The organism is Pseudomonas sp. SAS7 (assembly GCF_052112345.1).
GTDB classification, from domain to species: Bacteria; Pseudomonadota; Gammaproteobacteria; order Pseudomonadales; family Pseudomonadaceae; genus Aquipseudomonas; species Aquipseudomonas putida_Q.
In genome coordinates this window covers 1-15,991 of record NZ_JBEGGO010000025.1, presented here as the reverse complement: position 1 = coordinate 15,991, position 15,991 = coordinate 1, and the positions used below count along the sequence as shown (strand labels likewise).

16 protein-coding genes are annotated in these 15,991 nt (G+C 64.8%); 9 read left to right on the top strand and 7 right to left on the bottom strand.

What is annotated here, in order from left to right; genetic code table 11:
• Positions 1-13: 13 nt before the first annotated feature.
• The gene (locus ABI582_RS27685; RefSeq protein WP_132840449.1) at positions 14-568 is read left to right on the top strand and encodes a DUF2589 domain-containing protein; all 555 of its coding nucleotides are present in this window, start codon (positions 14-16) and stop codon (positions 566-568) included.
• A 19-nt stretch (positions 569-587) separates the two neighbouring features.
• Here ABI582_RS27685 and ABI582_RS27680 read toward each other — a convergent pair whose 3' ends face one another.
• The 3 genes from ABI582_RS27680 to ABI582_RS27670 are packed head-to-tail and all read right to left on the bottom strand — an operon-like array spanning position 588 to position 6,704.
• The gene (locus ABI582_RS27680) at positions 588-4,262 is read right to left on the bottom strand and encodes a translocation/assembly module TamB domain-containing protein (protein WP_442120869.1); all 3,675 of its coding nucleotides are present in this window, start codon (positions 4,260-4,262) and stop codon (positions 588-590) included.
• Positions 4,259-6,001, bottom strand: a complete 1,743-nt coding sequence (locus tag ABI582_RS27675) for an autotransporter assembly complex protein TamA (RefSeq protein ID WP_338747242.1) — start codon at positions 5,999-6,001, stop codon at positions 4,259-4,261. The genes ABI582_RS27680 and ABI582_RS27675 overlap by 4 nt, the downstream gene beginning before the upstream one ends.
• Before the next feature lie 52 nt (positions 6,002-6,053).
• Entirely contained in the window at positions 6,054-6,704 is a 651-nt protein-coding gene (locus ABI582_RS27670) for a GNAT family N-acetyltransferase (RefSeq protein WP_258910076.1), read from the bottom strand.
• Positions 6,705-6,866: 162 nt separating this feature from the next.
• Here ABI582_RS27670 and xthA point away from each other — a divergent pair, with 162 nt between their 5' ends.
• A complete protein-coding gene (xthA, locus tag ABI582_RS27665; protein WP_442120868.1) occupies positions 6,867-7,679 on the top strand; it encodes an exodeoxyribonuclease III in 813 nt (270 codons plus the stop codon).
• A 446-nt stretch (positions 7,680-8,125) separates the two neighbouring features.
• Here xthA and ABI582_RS27660 read toward each other — a convergent pair whose 3' ends face one another.
• Positions 8,126-8,878, bottom strand: a complete 753-nt coding sequence (locus tag ABI582_RS27660; protein WP_338747240.1) for an anti-sigma factor family protein — start codon at positions 8,876-8,878, stop codon at positions 8,126-8,128.
• Positions 8,875-9,396, bottom strand: a complete 522-nt coding sequence (locus ABI582_RS27655; RefSeq protein WP_063423586.1) for a sigma-70 family RNA polymerase sigma factor — start codon at positions 9,394-9,396, stop codon at positions 8,875-8,877. The genes ABI582_RS27660 and ABI582_RS27655 overlap by 4 nt, the downstream gene beginning before the upstream one ends.
• Positions 9,397-9,519: 123 nt before the next feature.
• Between ABI582_RS27655 and ABI582_RS27650 the strand changes: the two genes are divergently transcribed.
• The 5 genes from ABI582_RS27650 (at position 9,520) to ABI582_RS27630 (ending at position 13,323) form a co-directional block, all read left to right on the top strand.
• A complete protein-coding gene (locus tag ABI582_RS27650) occupies positions 9,520-10,572 on the top strand; it encodes a catalase family peroxidase (RefSeq protein WP_442120867.1) in 1,053 nt (350 codons plus the stop codon).
• Entirely contained in the window at positions 10,569-11,102 is a 534-nt protein-coding gene (locus ABI582_RS27645; RefSeq protein ID WP_016499998.1) for a cytochrome b, read from the top strand. Before ABI582_RS27650 ends, ABI582_RS27645 begins: the two co-directional genes overlap by 4 nt.
• Before the next feature lie 86 nt (positions 11,103-11,188).
• Positions 11,189-12,394: an MFS transporter gene (locus ABI582_RS27640; RefSeq protein ID WP_063423589.1), complete on the top strand. Its 1,206-nt coding sequence runs from the start codon at positions 11,189-11,191 to the stop codon at positions 12,392-12,394.
• 81 nt (positions 12,395-12,475) lie between these two features.
• Positions 12,476-13,021 (top strand): cupin domain-containing protein, encoded by a 546-nt coding sequence (locus ABI582_RS27635; RefSeq protein ID WP_063423590.1) that lies wholly within the window; start codon positions 12,476-12,478, stop codon positions 13,019-13,021.
• Between the two features lie 2 nt (positions 13,022-13,023).
• Positions 13,024-13,323, top strand: a complete 300-nt coding sequence (locus ABI582_RS27630; protein WP_338747238.1) for a DUF7693 family protein — start codon at positions 13,024-13,026, stop codon at positions 13,321-13,323.
• Here ABI582_RS27630 and ABI582_RS27625 read toward each other — a convergent pair.
• Both ABI582_RS27625 and ABI582_RS27620 read right to left on the bottom strand, forming a co-directional pair.
• Positions 13,296-13,910 (bottom strand): 2-hydroxychromene-2-carboxylate isomerase, encoded by a 615-nt coding sequence (locus ABI582_RS27625; protein WP_338747237.1) that lies wholly within the window; start codon positions 13,908-13,910, stop codon positions 13,296-13,298. The two genes, ABI582_RS27630 and ABI582_RS27625, sit on opposite strands and share 28 nt — an antisense overlap.
• 29 nt (positions 13,911-13,939) lie before the next feature.
• A complete protein-coding gene (locus ABI582_RS27620) occupies positions 13,940-14,671 on the bottom strand; it encodes an SDR family oxidoreductase (RefSeq protein ID WP_338747236.1) in 732 nt (243 codons plus the stop codon).
• 89 nt (positions 14,672-14,760) lie between these two features.
• Here ABI582_RS27620 and ABI582_RS27615 point away from each other — a divergent pair, with 89 nt between their 5' ends.
• Entirely contained in the window at positions 14,761-15,324 is a 564-nt protein-coding gene (locus ABI582_RS27615) for a TetR/AcrR family transcriptional regulator (RefSeq protein ID WP_442120866.1), read from the top strand.
• Positions 15,311-15,904: an eCIS core domain-containing protein gene (locus ABI582_RS27610; protein ID WP_442120865.1), complete on the top strand. Its 594-nt coding sequence runs from the start codon at positions 15,311-15,313 to the stop codon at positions 15,902-15,904. The genes ABI582_RS27615 and ABI582_RS27610 overlap by 14 nt, the downstream gene beginning before the upstream one ends.
• Positions 15,905-15,991: the final 87 nt, after the last annotated feature.

The following is a 15,991-nucleotide window of genomic DNA, read 5'->3' as shown; positions in this document are numbered from 1 at the left end:
AGGAGGCGAGCTCTTGAACACCCCCCCTGCCCCGATGACCTCCATCGACCTGCGTGAGATCACCCGTGGCCTGCAAGAAGCCGCCAGCGCCACCAACAGCCTGATTGCACAACAGTACATCAACCTGTTCGACCAGTTCTTCGAGTGCGACAGCGACGCCCTGGGCGCCCCCATGAAAGCCAAGATGGTCGAGGTGGCCATGGATGGGAAGCACATCATGCGCGTCCCCCTGTTTGCACTGGTGTCGCCCAAGGGCCTGGCCCTGGAGCGCATGCAGGTCGACCTGTCGGTACGGGTCAAAGGGACCGAAGCGCAACAGGCTCTGCTGACTGCGAGCGAGAGCAAGACTGCGAGCTTCAAGGTCACCATCGGGGGCCAGGGCCGTCAGGGCGAAAGCCGTGACCCGGACGAAGTGCAGATCCGCATGCAGTTCCAGGCCAGCGAGCCACCAGAAGCCCTGAACCGGCTGATAGACGAGTACACCAACCTGATCGTCCCGGTACGCGCCCTTGATCCGCAGCCCTCGCCAGAGACCAATGAATTCATCGAGGCGGCGACCGTCCGATAACGGCCGCCCCGACACCACTTCAGAAATCGCGCTTGTAGAAGATGTCCAGTGAGCTGGCCAGCCCACTGGCGGCTTCCAGGTACACCTTCTTGCTCAGCTTGTAACGCAACGCGATGGTGTTGGCAGGTTCGAACACACCCACGCCGTAACGCAGGCTCAGCTTCTCGGTGATGTTGCCACTGGCGACTACGCTGGTGGTGTTGCCCGAGCCTTCGGTGTCCAGCTGGAAGTCGTCGATGCCCAGGCTCGAGGCCAGGCTGCCGGTAATACCGGCGCTGCCAGCCAGCCCCAGGCCCAACGCTGCCTCGGCAAGCATGTTGTTGTCCTCGCCAGAGTTGCCCAGGGGGCGCCCCAGCACCAGGTACGACAGCGCCTGCTCCTGGCTCATGGCCGGTTCCGAAAACGCCTTGGTTGTGGGTTGCTCGGCACTGCCGCTCAGGCGGATACCGGCAATCACATCATCGACCGTGCGGATGGCTTCGATGTCCAGGTACGGCTGGTCGATCGGGCCCGCGAACAGCAAGCGCGCACGGCGGATGGTCAGGCGCTGGCCGTAGGCACGGTAGCGGCCGTCGGCAAGGCTCAACTCGCCACGGGTGTCGAGGTTGTCGCCGATATGCACGTGGCCGAGCAGGTTGGCGGTCAGGCCAAAGCCACTGAACGACAGCTTGTCGCGGCCCACCTCGACATCGATGTCCATGGCCATCGCCATGGGCGGTTTGCCCTCTTCGGTCTGGTGACCGACGATTACCGTGTCATCCGATACCTTCACGGTCGACGGTGGCAGTTCGCGCACGGTGATCTTGCCTTTGGGTACTTGCACCTTGCCGGTAACCGCCAGTTTGTCGTCGATCAGGCGCAAGGTCAGGTCCGGCGCAACCTCCAGCGTTGCATAGGGCTCGACCGTGACCGGCAGTTGCTGGCCTTGCAGGCGCAGCTCCATGCCCAATGCCTGCCCCCACGTGAGGTTGCCACTCAACTGGCCGCGCCCTGCAGCGCCGCTGCGCCAGTTGCCATTGAGTTGCACCTGCTCGCCAGCGATCAGTGCCTGCAACGACAGGTCCTCAAGGCTGGCCGGCAACTCCGCGCCACTGACTTCACCACCGCTGAGCATCAGGTTGCCGTTGACCTGTGGTGCCAGCAAGGTGCCCGAAAGCCCGCCGCTGCCGTTGAGCTGGCCGGCCAGGCGTTCGACCATCGGCACGAACGGACGCGCCACCGACAGGTCCAGCCCGGCCAGGCGGAAATCACCTGACAACGGCTTGTTCTTGCCCAGCGGGTCAAGGCGCATATTGACGTTCAGCTCGCCCAGGCGCTCCCCACGGAACGCCAGGCGGGTATCGATACGCCGTGGCGCCAACGTGCTGTCGACACGCAGGGCCTGATAGGGGAAATCGACCCAACGGCCCTTGTCGCGCACACGCAGCGTGCCGCCACTGGCATCAATGACAATGTTGCCTTTGGGGCCGCTGGCCGGGATGTCCAGATTGATATCCGCATTGAGCAGGCCCTGCCAGGCGAAGTCTTTTGGCAGCCATTGGGCAAGGCTGTCGAGCGGGAACTGCTTGAGGTGGTAGCGCAAGCGCGGCTCGGGCGCCAGGCGCTGGTCGTCACCACACAGGCTGGCCTGGCCAGAGCGCCAGCAATGGGCACCGAAGTCCAGCTGGCCGCTGGCCAGACGCTGCAGGCGTGCCGGCGATTGCAGTTGCCAATCCTGGCCACCGGCCTGGATACGCCCACTCGCAAGGCGGCCACGCCAGTCACCCTTGCTCAACTGGCCATCCAGGCCGAGGTCAAGCTTGAGTTGCGGGCCATCCAGCGCCAGGGTCAAGGCTTGCTGGCGAATGTCGCCTTTGCCGTTGGCCTGCAGCGTGCCCAATGCCGTGTCGCCCAGGTGAATGCCAGTGGCCTTTAGCTCGATCACACCGCGCTGGGCGTTGTCCAGGCGGGCATCCAGGTCCAGCTGTTGCAGCCGGTTTTCGGCCTGGGCCAAGCGCTGGCCCTGCAAGGTCAGCGTGCCTTGCGGAGCCTGCAAGGTGCCGGCGACATCCAGCCGGCCCTTGACCTGGCCTTGCAGCCTTGGCCACAGCTGGCCCAGGCGCGGGAGGTCAAGGTCGATTCGCCCGGCCAGGCGCTGCTGCATGCTGCCACTGCCGTTGATACGGTTGTCACCCAGCTGGATCGCCAGGGCGCCGAGTGTCCAGTTCTGCCCCGCCCCCTGGGCTTCGGCCTTGAGCACTGCCGGCTGGCCGCGCAGGCGGCCTTTCAGATCAAGCTGGGCATCAAGGGTGAGCACCTCGCCCTTCATCTCGCCTTTGCTGCGCAGCGGCCCTGCCAAAGTCCCCGGCAGCTCCGCCAGCCAATAGGCCGGGTCGAGCGCCGTAAGCTGCAAGTCGACATCCCAGGCCAAGGTGTCGGCAAAACGCACGGCCACACTGCCGGCGGCCTTGCCTTGCCCGGCGGTCAGCGCCAGTTGCGGCAGTTTCACCTGGGTCAGGTCACCTTCGAACGGGCTGGCCAGGCTGAACGCCCCTGCCGGGCCGTCCAGGTCGCCTTTGAAGGTGCCCTGGTAATTGCCATCGCGGTAATGCACCTGGGTGTTGAAGCGCTTGAGGGTGACCTCGGGCGGCGTCTCCAGCGGGTACAGGCGCAACCACGGGAAGTCCTGCCAGTCCAGTTGCGCGTCGGCGGTCAGGCCTTGCTGCCAGTCGGCCGTGGCCTGCAGTTTCACGCGCTGGGTGTCGCTGGCGGTCAGGTCAAGGGCATCGAGCCTGGCACCTTTGCTGTCGACCAACCCGGACAGCGCCAACGCGATTGGCGACTGTTCAGCCGGCAGGCTGGCCGTTCCCGACAGTTGATAACCCTTGAGCAGATCGCCCTTGGCATCAAGCTTGAGCTGATTCAACTGCAAGGTATCGGGCAGCGAGCCCGCCGGTTTGAACGCCTCTGAACGAATCTGCAGGGTCGCCGGCAGGTGCTCGGCCAACGCCTGCAACTGCCCGTTCAGCGTGGCGTCGAGGTAACCGCTGCTGGTGCCGGCAAGCTTCAGGGTCTTTTGCAATTCGCCGGTGGCGGTCAGTGCCAACTGCCAGGGTTTGCCGTCCACGGCCGGCAGTTGCAGCTGCGCCTGGAGTTGCACTGGCCAGTCACCTTCGGGCTGCAGGTCGCCCTGCAGGTTCAATTGCAGGTCATCGCGCTGCAGGTGCAGGCTGTCGATGCGCATCCCGCTGCCGGTCCAGTGCGCCGCCAGTTGCAAGTCACCCAGCAGGTCGCTGCCGTCCAGCCGCAGTTGGCCGACCTTGACCTCGCCGAGTTCTATGGCCAGCGGCAAGCGCAGCGCCGGCAACTGCAGCGGGCCGCTTTCGGCCGGCTCGGCACTTGGCGCAAAGGCCATGTCGATGCGTTGTGCCTGCAACCGGTCGAAGCACAGGGTGGCGCGCAGCAGGCAGGCAGGCGACCAGGTCAGTAGCGGTGCCTGCACCTCTACCGTGCTGCCGCCATCGGCCCAGCGCAGCATGCTGGCCTGCCAGCTGCCCGCCAGGCGGCCCTGGAAGTCGGCCACCTCAAGCCCGGGCACCTTGCCCAGCGCCCAGCGGCTGCCCGCCTCGGTACCCAGCAGCAGGCCCAGCACCAGGCCCAGGCTCGCAACCACCCCGAGCAGGCCCAGCAGAATGTATTTGATCACGCGTTTCACAGCTCAGGCCCCATGGAAAAGTGCAGGCGAATGCCCCCTTCGTCATCCAGCGCCTTGGCCAGGTCCAGGCGCAACGGCCCGACCGGCGATACCCAGCGCACACCAAAACCGACACCGGTCTTGAGGCTGGGCAGCTCAAGGTTGTTGAACGAGTTACCCTGGTCGACAAACGTCGCGATCCGCCACTTTTCGGTCAGCGAATACTGGTACTCGACACTGCCGGCCACCAGGTAGCGCCCGCCGATGCGGTCGCCATCGCTGTTCTTCGGCGACAGGGTCTGGTAGTCGTAGCCACGCACGCTCTGATCGCCACCGGCGAAGAAGCGCAGCGAAGGCGGAATGTTGTTCTTGAAGCCATTGGTCGCGCTGCCACCGAACTGTACGCGACCGAGAAGGCGGTGGTTGTGGCCAAGGGTGGTCAAGCCTTTGAGCAGTACGTTGCCGTGCAACAGGTTGGTGTCGGAAACAAGCCCTTCCTTGGCCACCTGTACGTCGAACTGCAGGCGGTAGCCGTTATGCGGGTCGATGCGGTTGTCACTGCGCAGGAACGAATAGCTCACGCCAGGCATCAGCAGGTTGCTCAACCCGGAATCGTCACCCAGGCGATACTCCTCGCGCTGGTACTTGAGCGAAATGACCCGCTGCCAGCCGCTTGGCAGCTTGCTGTGCCACTCGGGGCCGACTGTCAGCAGTTTGCTGAGGGTATCGGTACCGGCCAGCTCCTCGTTCTGGTAACCGCCGGCGAAGCGCAACTTGTCGGTCAGTGGCGGGTCGAGGGGGATGTCGTACCACAGGCCAACGTTCTGCCGGGGTGCCGACAGCTCGGTTTCCCAACCATAACTATGGCCCTGCGGGTTGACCCAATGGCGGGTCCAGTTGGCCTTGCCACGCGGACCGACGTCGGTCGAGAAGCCCAGGCCCAGGCCCATGGTGCGTGGTTTGCGGGTTTCCAGGCGGACATCCACCGGAATTTCTTCACCCACGGCGGCGGTGGGCGCAGCATCCACCCGCACGCCTTCAAAATACCCGCTCGATTGCAGGTCATTGTTCAGTTCGGCAATCAGTTCCGAGTCGTAGGGGGTGCCCGGCTTGAACGACACCATGCGCTGCAGCAGGTCATCGTCCAGCGGCGTGTCGCCGCCGAACGTGACGGCGCCCAGGTGGTAGCGCGGGCCGCTCTGGTAGACCAGTTCGATATCGGCCACACCGGCCTGCGGGTCAACCGCCAGGCGCTGACGGCTGAAGCGGCCACTGAAAAAGCCGTAGCGCGACGCCTGGTTCTGGATCAGCCGCTTGGCATCCTCGTAATTGCCGTGGTTCAGTTGTTCGCCTGCGCGCAGCGCCTTGCTGTCGGGCACCCGAAAGGCCTTCATTTCGCTGGCGGGGCCTTCGATGCGCACGGTCACGTTGCGCAGGCGGATCGGCTCGCCCGGGTTGATGCTGAGGATCAGTTGCGGGGAATGGTCTGCATCTTTGGGGGGCTTAACCTCGGCATCGATCTGCGCCTGGTAGTAGCCAAGTGCCTGCGCGGCTTTGCGCGCTTGCTCCTCTGCCCCGCGACTGAAGCGTAACAATGCTTCTTCATCGCGGTCACCAAGGGTGCCTATATAGCCTTCGACATTGGCCTTGAGCGCTTTGTTGGCTGGTTTTACCTTCACCAGCAGCTCGCTCTGGCCCCATGCTGCGAAACTGGCGGCCCAGATAACCAGGCCCCAGGTCAATCTTCCTGAATACGTCATGCGGGGAATGCTACCAGAGCCAGGCGCTCAAGGGAGCCGCCTGGCGGGATGTTCAGGCAAAAGTGGAGGTTGAAGCGACGGGATTTGGATGGAAGAACACCCGTTCCCGGATCGGCCCTACAGCGACCTCGCCGATTTCTTCGTAGCCTTGGCGCTGGTAAAAGGCCAGGTAGTGCTCGTTGCCGGTGTCCAGCACTACGCCCTGTGTGCCGGGGTCGTCCGCGCACCAGTCGTGCACGGCCTGTAACAGTTGCTCACCATAGTGCTTGCCTTGGAATTGCGGGTGCACGCCCAGCAATGGCAACACATGCACCTGATCGGTTGGCAGGCAGGTAGCCAAAGCAGCCTGGTAGTCCATGTAGCGCCGCGTGCAGGCCAGGCCGGTCCCCAGGATCATGCGCAGGCGCCAGGCCCAGCTGTCGGCCACGCCCAGCCGGCGCTGCGGTGGCACGATCAGGGCCAGGGCAATCAGGCGGTCGTCCAACAGCAAACCGATGGCAGGTAATTGCAGGTAGAAATGCTGGCGCACCCATTCGCGCACCATTACCCGCAAGCGGCGCTCATAACCCGGGCGCTGGGCTTCGAAGATATAGGCAAAGGTAGGTTCGTGGCGGTAGGCGTTGTACAGCAGCGAACGCGCCTCGCGGCTGTAGCCGTCATCGAGCAGGCAGACTTGAGCCGGAGCGGCAGTGGTTTCGGGCATTGCGGGCAGACCTCCTGGAATGGGCATACATTGCCTTGGAGGTGCACCACCGCGCTTCGTTCACCCCCTACAGCACGTTAGCAGCAGGCTCCCGAAGCCGCCATGCTGGTGATGTGGGGCGATGTCGGCTAGCATCCCGCCTTTTACCGGGATCGTCTTTCCATGAAGATCGTCTGTTTCAACATCAACGGCCTGCGAGCCCGCCCGCACCAGCTGGCAGCGCTGATCGAAAAGCACCAGCCAGACGTGATCGGCCTGCAGGAAACCAAGGTCAGCGACGATCAGTTCCCGCTGGCCGACGTGCAGGCGCTGGGTTACCACGTGCACTACCACGGCCAGAAAGGCCATTACGGCGTGGCGCTATTGTCGCGTCAGGCCCCGTTGAGCCTGCACAAGGGCTTTGCCACCGATGAAGAAGAGGCCCAGCGCCGCTTCATCTGGGGCACCTTCGCCGATGCCGATGGCAACCCGATCACCATCATGAACGGCTACTTCCCCCAGGGCGAAAGCCGCGACCACCCCACCAAGTTCCCGGCCAAGCAGCGTTTCTACAGCGACCTGCAGGCACTGCTGGAAGGCCAGTTCCGCAACGACCAGCCACTGCTGGTCATGGGCGACATGAACATCTCGCCGCAGGACTGCGACATCGGCATCGGCGCGGACAACGCCAAGCGCTGGCTGAAGACCGGCAAGTGCAGCTTCCTGCCGGAAGAGCGTGAGTGGATGGAGCGCTTGAAAGGCTGGGGCCTGGTTGACAGCTTCCGCCACCTGCACCCAGACGTGACCGACCGTTTCAGCTGGTTCGACTACCGCAGCCGTGGTTTCGAGGACGATCCCAAGCGTGGCCTGCGCATCGACCTGATCATGGCCTCGCAGCACCTGGTGCCGCGGATCAAGGCAGCGGGCGTGGACTATGAACTGCGTGGCATGGAAAAGCCGTCGGACCATGCGCCGATCTGGCTGGAACTGAGCTGATTCTGGTGTGGGCCCAAGGTGCACGCCTTGGGGATTGTAGTGCCGGTTAGACCGAGCGCCGCGCGGGCGGCGCTTCGCGGTGGCCCTGGCTCAAGAGATGTGGGGCTGGCGACATCGAGCGCCGCCCGCGCGGCGCTTCGCGGTGGCCTGGCTCAAGAGGTGTGGGGCTGCTGACATCGAGCGCCGCCCGCGCGGCGCTTCGCGGGGCAAGCCCGCTCCCACATTTGTTGCAACGTGGCCATGCCTATGGAAGCGGCGTGGTCAGCCTTGGTGCATGTCTTGAGATGGGTGGGGGGCGGCAGCGCCAGCCATGAATTTGCGTCGAGCCAACAAGGCTGACAACCATGGCCTGACAGGTTCGGTACGTTGCAAAAAATGTGGGAGCGGGCTTGCGCCGCGCGGGCGGCGCTCGATCGCACAGGCGCTGAAATTGTTATGGCGAGCACTCACAACCCCAACCGCAACGCCTCCCCCACCCCGGCCCCACGCACATCGTCCGCCGCGCTGACCAAAGCAAAGTTGTAAGCCCCATGCGACCAGTACCGCGCCTCCAGCTGGCCATCGACCCGCTGCCCGTCCGGCATGCGCCGATACAGCTCGCCCGGTGAGCGCAAGAACAGGCTGATGCGCTGGCCCTTGCCATCTTCAAACACCAGCAGCGCCGCCGGCCCCTGCTCGTTGCTGAGCAAGCGCGCCCCCACCGGTTTGAAGCCATAGCCTGCCAGGTCCGGCAATTGCCCCACGCGGCTGAAATGCCGCCCCAACCAGTCGCGCAACTGCCCCGCATCACTGGCCTGGATATCCAGCGCCTCGCTGCCGGCAAACAAACGGTGCGCCTGGACGGCATCGGCCATGGGCAGGTCGGCGCGTGCCAGGGACGCATCGCGCACCTGCCAGCCGCCCAGCCCTCCCACACCCAATGCCAGCATCACCACCGCCGCTGCGGCCCAACGCCGCTGCCGACGCTGGCGCAACTGCCGACGCACCTGCCCAAGGTCCAGCTGCGCCGCCCCGGGCAGTTCGCCAAACCCGGCCAGCGCCGTACGCAACCGGCGGGCATCTGCGCGCCAGCCCTCCACCCGCGCCGCAGCCTGCGGGTTGGCCGCCAGCCAGGCCTGCACCTCGGCCCGGCGCACAGGCGTCAGGCGCTCATCGACGTAAGCGTGCAATTCGTCTTCGCTGGGGATCAGGCGCGTCATTTCAGTCTCCGCAAGGCCGGGGGCTGGGGAGTGCCCTCGGTCAGTTCGCGCAAGGCACTGCGGGCGCGCGACAGGCGCGACATCACAGTGCCGATGGGGATGCCCAGGGCCTGGGCGGCTTCCTTGTAACTCAAGCCTTCGATGCTGATAAGCAGCAACAAGGCGCGCTGTTCGGCCGTCAGCCGGGCAAACGCCTTCAAGTCGGCCTGGGCCAGGACAATGGCCTCAAGGTTGGCCCCGACCGGTTCCTCCTCGCGCTCGGCACGGCCGAACCAGGACAGCCAGCGCGCATGCAGGCGGTCGCGGCGCTTACCGTCAAGGAACAGCCGATAGAGGATGGTAAACAGCCAGGCCCGCAGCGCCTCGGCATCGCGTTGCTGGTCGCGTCGGCTGAGGGCCCGCTCGACCGTGGCCTGCACCAGGTCATCGGCGCTGCCCGGCTCGCGGGTCAGCCACACGGCAAAGCGGCGCAGGCGGGCCAGCAGCTCGCGCCACTGGTGGTCATCCAGATCGTGCATGGAAAAGTCCCGACCTTTGAAGTTGTCATTGTAAAGGCAGACGCCTGCCAGGAAATTCTATTCCCGCCGATGGAATAAGTTTTTCCCTGCCGCGTCGTACTGGCACCTTCACCAAACCGGACGATGACCATGAACTCACCTTTGCACGGCCCGGCGAAAGCCGTGCGCCTGGCTGCCATCGGCGCCGTGATGCTGGCCGCAGGCGCCGGCTTTGCCTACGCCGCCGGCTGGCTCGGCGAAAGCCGGCTGACGCCACAGCGTATCATCGACACCTTCGAGGCCCAGGCCGGGCATTATCCAGGCTACCGGAAGAACCATGCCAAGGGCCTGTGCGTCAGCGGCTACTTCCAGGCCAGCGGGCAGGCCGCCAACCTCTCTACTGCGCGCGTCTTCAGCCAGGCACGCGTGCCGGTGACCGGCCGTTTCGCCATTGGCGGTGCCAACCCGTTCGCACCGGACACCGGCATACCCGTGCGCAGCCTGGCCATTGAGCTGAGCACCGACGACGGGCAGGTCTGGCGCACCGGCATGAACAACCCGCCGGTGCTGGCAATCAGCACACCGCAAGGGTTCTACGAGCAAGTACTGGCTAACACGCCAGACCCGACCACCGGCAAACCGAACCCTGCCAGCCTGCAGGCGTTCTTTGCAGCCCACCCGGAAAGCGCGGCGTTCCGCCAATGGGCGGCGGGCTATAAGCCCAGCAACAGCTTCGCCAGTACCCAATACCACAGCATCAACGCCTTCCACCTTATCGACGCAGGCGGCGCGCGCCATCCGGTGCGCTGGCAGCTTGAGCCGCAAACCGCGTTTACCGCGCTGCCCACCCAGATCGATGACAAGCAGTTCCTGCAGCACGACCTGCAGCAACGCCTGGCCCAGGGCCCGCTGCGCTGGACCCTTCGCCTGGTGCTGGCCGAACCCGGCGATGCGGTGGACGACCCTGCCCGGCCCTGGCCTGCCGAGCGGCGCAGCGTAGATGCCGGCACCCTGGTGCTGGAACAGGTCGACGCCCCTGAGCAGGGGGCATGCCGCGATCTCAACTTCGACCCGTTGATCCTGCCCCGAGGCATAGAGGCATCTGCCGACCCGATACTCGCCGCCCGTTCGGCTGCCTACTCGGAATCGTTCAACCGCCGCAGCCGTGAATCGCTCAGCACCGGAGCCCGCCCATGAAACCCGAAGCCTTCCACCCTTTCGCCCGCTTGCTGCACTGGCTGATGGCCGTGCTGATCCTGGCCATGCTGTTCATTGGTGTGAGCATGGTTGCAGACCTGTCGCTACGCCACCCTGTACTGATCGGGTTGCACAAGGCCACCGGCCTGGCACTGCTGGTGCTGGTAGTGCTGCGTATCGGGGTGCGCCTGGCCGTGCCTCACCCACCCTTGCCGCGAGACCTGCCAACCCTGCAGCGCTGGGCCGCCGGGGCATCGCACTTGCTGCTCTATGGCTTGATGCTGGCCATGCCGCTACTGGGCTGGGCCATGCTGTCGGCTGGCGACTACCCTCGCCCGCTGGGCTTACCCGCCATCGCCCCGCACAACCTGCAACTGTATGCCGTGTTGCGCCTGGCACACGGCTGGGCCGGCTACCTGTTGTTCGCCACGGTGCTGGTGCATGTGGGTGCAGCCTTGATGCACGCGTGGGTGCGCCGCGACGGCGTGTTGCGTAGCATGTGGCCTGGCCCCCTGCGCCGCAGCGAATGACCTGCAGCAGCCCGGGGCATTCGACAATCAATAATGATTCTTAATAAGATCGGCATTCTTTTTGCCTTATTGCCCTGGACTGCCCTATGAACGTCGCAAAGGATCCTGCAACCCTTAAACCTGCCAGCACCCTGGACTTGCGTCCGCTGCTGCTGGCCAACATGGCCTGTACCATGTCGATGATGGCCTTCGTCGCCCTGATCGGCCCGATTGCCCGCCAACTCGGCATGGCCACCTGGCAGGCCGGCGCTGCCGTGACGGTGGCCGGCGTGGTCTGGGTGCTGCTGGCCCGGCCTTGGGGCCGTGCGGCAGATCGCCTGGGCCGGCGACGTATCCTGTTGCTGGGGACCGCCGGCTTCACCCTGGCTTACTGGCTGTTATGCCTGTTTGTCGAGGGCGCGCTGCGCTGGCTGCCGGGCGCGACCGCAGCGTTCATTGGTCTGATGGTCGCACGCGGCTGCATCGGCGCCTTCTATGCTGCAATCCCGGTAGGCTGCAACGCGCTGATCGCCGACCATGTCGAGCCGCAGCGGCGTGCCCGGGCCATGGCTTCGCTGGGGGCGGCCAACGCTGTCGGCCTGGTAGTAGGGCCGGCACTGGCGGCGCTACTGGCGCGGCATAGCCTGAGCCTGCCTTTCCATATCATGTCGCTGCTGCCGGCCAGTGCCTTCCTGGTGCTGCTGTTCACCCTCAAGCCGCAGGCGCTACCCCACAACTATGCCCCGAGCCCGGTGCGTTTGAACGACCCACGCCTGCGCCGGCCCTTGCTGGTCGCGTTCAGTGCCATGCTCAGTGTTACCGTGTCGCAGATCATTGTTGGCTTCTTTGCCCTGGACCGCCTGCACCTGGGCCCGGCAGAAGCTGCCCAGGCCGCCGGTATCGCTTTGACCACGGTGGGCGTGGCACTGATGCTGTCACAGGTACTGCTGCGCAAGCTGGAATGGCCGCCACTGAAAATGATCCGGGTAGGGGCCACGGTTTCGGCCCTCGGCTTTGCCTGCGGCTCGCTCGCGACCACCGCACCCTGGCTATGGGGCTGCTACTTTGTCGCGGCCGCGGGCATGGGCTTTGTGTTCCCGTCGTTTTCAGCGCTGGCGGCCAACGCCATGCACGCCTCCGAGCAAGGTGCCACAGCCGGTTCCATTGGTGCCGCCCAGGGCATGGGCGCGGTGATCGGGCCACTGGCCGGCACCCTGGTGTATGCCCTCGATCCGCGCCTGCCATTTCTGGCCGTGGCCGCGCTGTTGCTGCTGGTCGGGCTATGGCCGATGCCGCGCGACCAGCGTGCCTGAGAAGCACAGCGCGCAAGCGTGCAGAGTGTGTTTTAATGCGCGTCGCTCATTATTTTTTACACCTCTGATTACAAGGCGGCTATGGACACGGGGACGCGACTCAAACTGGTGCGTGAACGCAACAACCTCTCCCAACGGGAACTGGCCCGCCGCAGCGGGCTGACCAATTCGACGATCTCGCAGATCGAGCAGAATCGCGTCAGCCCTTCGGTCAGCTCCCTGAAAAAACTGCTCGAAGGCATTCCCATGAGCCTGGCGGAGTTCTTCAGCTTCGACGAGCCGGTGCGAGAAGAGCGCTTTGTGTTCCGTGGCGGCGAGCAGCCCGATCTGGGCCGAAACGGCTTGCGCATGCTGCTGGTCGGCGCCAGTGTCGAGGGCCGGCAGATGCGCATGCTGCGCGAACTGTACGCACCGGGTGCGGATTCCGGCGAGCCGATCGTGCATGCCGAGGGCGAAGAATGTGGCCTGGTCACCCGCGGCACCGTGGAGCTGTGGGTCGATGGCCAAGTCAGCGTACTCAACTCGGGCGACGGCTACTACATCCCCACTACCCTGCCGCACAGTTTCAAGAACATCGGCCCGGACGAGGCCGAGATCATCAGCGCCAACACACCGGCGAACTTCTGACCTTGATGCGCAGCGCTTCGCTGAACACCCGGGCCATCTACCAGAGCCTGCGCAACGCGGCCCTTGGCGTGCATCACCTTGAGGTGAGTGCACGCCGCGAAGGCGGTTTGGTCGATGTCGACATCCAGGGTTGGCAATTGACGCTGACCCTCGATGCCGAAGGCCTGGCGCAGTGCATCAGTTGCCGCTGCCCAGACGGCCAGCAAGCCGGGATTGAGGCGTGGCAGCGCTACGGCACCAACCCAGTCGACCTGCTCAGCCTGTGGGAACGCACTCAGCTCGAGAAGCTGCTGGCCCCCTGACTTAACGCCTCCTCGACAAAGTCCAAGCGGTCCTGCCCAAAGAACATTGCCTCACCGACAAAGCAGGTCGGCGCGCCAAACACGCCGCGTTCGACTGCCACCTCGGTGGCCTGCTTGAGCGCTGCTTTCACTTCAGGGTCAGCCGCCAGCGCGTGAAACGCCTGCGGGTCGAACCCTGCCTGGCTCAGTGTTTCGTCCAGAACGGCGCTATCGCTCAGGTTGCGACGCTGCACCCACAGCCCATTGAACAGCACCGACAGCAATGCCTCCAACCGCTCTGGCGAGCGCAACTGGGTGCCCATCACCCCGCGCATCAAGGCCAAGGTATTGACCGGAAACCCCGGCGGTAGCCCAAACGGTACCCCATAGCGCGCGGCAAAGCGTGCCAGGTCGGTAAACATGTAGCGCCCCTTGGCCGGCACCATGGCCGGCGAAGCATTGCCGGTGGCCTGAAAAACCCCGCCCAGCAGCATAGGCCGGTAATGCAGCGTGGCACCCTGGCGGGCACACAGGCCTGGCAGTTGGGTCCAGGCCAGGTAGCTGGCCGGGCTGCCCAGGTCAAAAAAGAAATCGACAGTCTTGTGCATGGTTACGGTCCTTGCGTGGTGAGAGGGGCTTACCAGCGTTCCATCCAGGGGCGCAGGTCCAGTTCGAACGTCCAGGCGTCTCGGGGCTGGGCGTGCAGAAACCAGTAGCTGTCGGCAATGTGCGCCGGGGCCAGGATGCCATCCTGGTCCTTGAGGGCATAGCGCTCGGGGAAGCTGTCGCGGATAAAGGCGGTGTCGATGGCCCCGTCCACCACCACATGCGCGACATGGATATTCCGTGGCCCCAACTCTCGCGCCATGCTCTGGGCCAGGGCGCGTAAGCCGTGCTTGGCCCCGGCGAAAGCCGCGAAACCTGCCGCACCCCGGGTGCCAGCGGTGGCGCCGGTGAACAGGATCGTGCCGCGCTCACGCTGGACCATGCGCCGGGCAACCGCCTGAGCGGTGAGAAAGCCGGCGAAGCAGGCCATTTCCCAGATCTTGAAGTACTTGCGCGGGGATTCCTCAAGGATGCTGCAGGGCACATTGGCGCCGATATTGAAAACAAACGCCTCGATCGGGCCGATATCGCGCTCGATAGTCTCGACCAGCGCTGCCACCTCCTCTTCCTTGCGCGCATCGGAGCCAAAACCATGGGCCTGGCCGCCAGCGGCGCGGATTTCCTCCAGCAGCGGTTGCAGCTTTTCTGCCTGCCGCCGCGTCACGCAGGCAATGTAGCCCTCCCGGGCAAAGCGCTTGGCAATCTCGCCACCGGTAGCGTCCCCCGCACCGATCACCAGCACTACTTTTTGTTGTTCTGACATGCCTGCCTCCATTGGTGAATGATCGTTTAGTAAACGAACGCTATGTTATGATCCCGGTCATCGTCAAGCCCGCCTGCAGAGGCAAGTGAATGCGTTATTCCAACGAACACAAGCAGCAAACCCGCGAACGTTTGCTGAGCAGCAGCGGTGCGCTGGCCAAGCGCGGGGGCTTTTCCAGCACTGGTGTCGCCGGGCTGATGAAGGCAATCGGGCTGACCGGCGGCGCCTTTTACAACCATTTCCCTTCCAAGGACGACCTGTTTACCGAGGTGGTACGCCAGGAGCTGCACAACAGCCCGCTGGCCCGCCTGGCCACTCAGGGCGCCAGCCGCGAGCGCCTGGGCCGCTGCCTGCAGCAGTACCTGAGCCTGGCCCACCTGCACAATGCCGAAAGCGGCTGCCCGCTGCCGCCGCTGGGTGTGGAAATCGCCCGGGCCGCAGCCCCCGTGCGCGAAGAGGCCGAGCACTGGCTGGTCGAACTGCACCAGGCCTGGAGGGCAACACTGGAGGATGATCAACTGGCTTGGGTGCTGATCAGCCAGTGCGTAGGTGCATTGATGGTCGGGCGCATGCTGGCCACTGAACATGTGCAGTCGCAAGTGCTGGACGCAAGCCGCCAGTTTGTCGAAAAGGCCCTGCATGAAGCGGATTAGCCTGCTGCTGGGCCTGACCCTGGCACTGCCCGCGCTTGCCGAACAAGCGTGCCCACCGGGGCAATACCAGGTGTGCCTGATGGGCTGTTTTTGTGCGCCGATAGACCCTGGGCAGGCCGGCCAGATTCTCAAGGACGTGGAGGTCATGGCCACGTCCAGCCTGACGTTCGCCTTGCGCCAGGCCAGGGATGAGGCCACCGCCAGCGGCGTCGAACCGATCCCGCTGCATATCCGTGCGCAGCTTGAAACATGGTACGACTTTGCCGTGCTCGATGCGGCGCGCTTTCGGGTGGGTGACGAACAGCAGATGAGCGCAGCCAACGCGCTGCTGCAGAACCCCGACGTAAACGCCGTGACGCTGATCGACACGATCATCTTCCGCCGGGCCGGCGATGCCGAGGACAACGTGGCCCTGTGGGCGCACGAGCTCAAGCATGTGCAGCAGTACCAGGAGTTGGGCGTGGATGAGTTCGCCCGGCGCTATACGCGCAACTATGACGACCTGGAGGGGCCGGCCTACCAGATCGAGGCCGAAGTCGGCAAGGCGCTGCGCGAACGCGCTTCGGGGCAGGCCCACTGATATCAGTTACTACGCTCCGACAAGGAAATGGCAAGCCTGAGCGATTGGGCCATTGCCGGCAAAATTGCCATGGTGGATATCCGCACC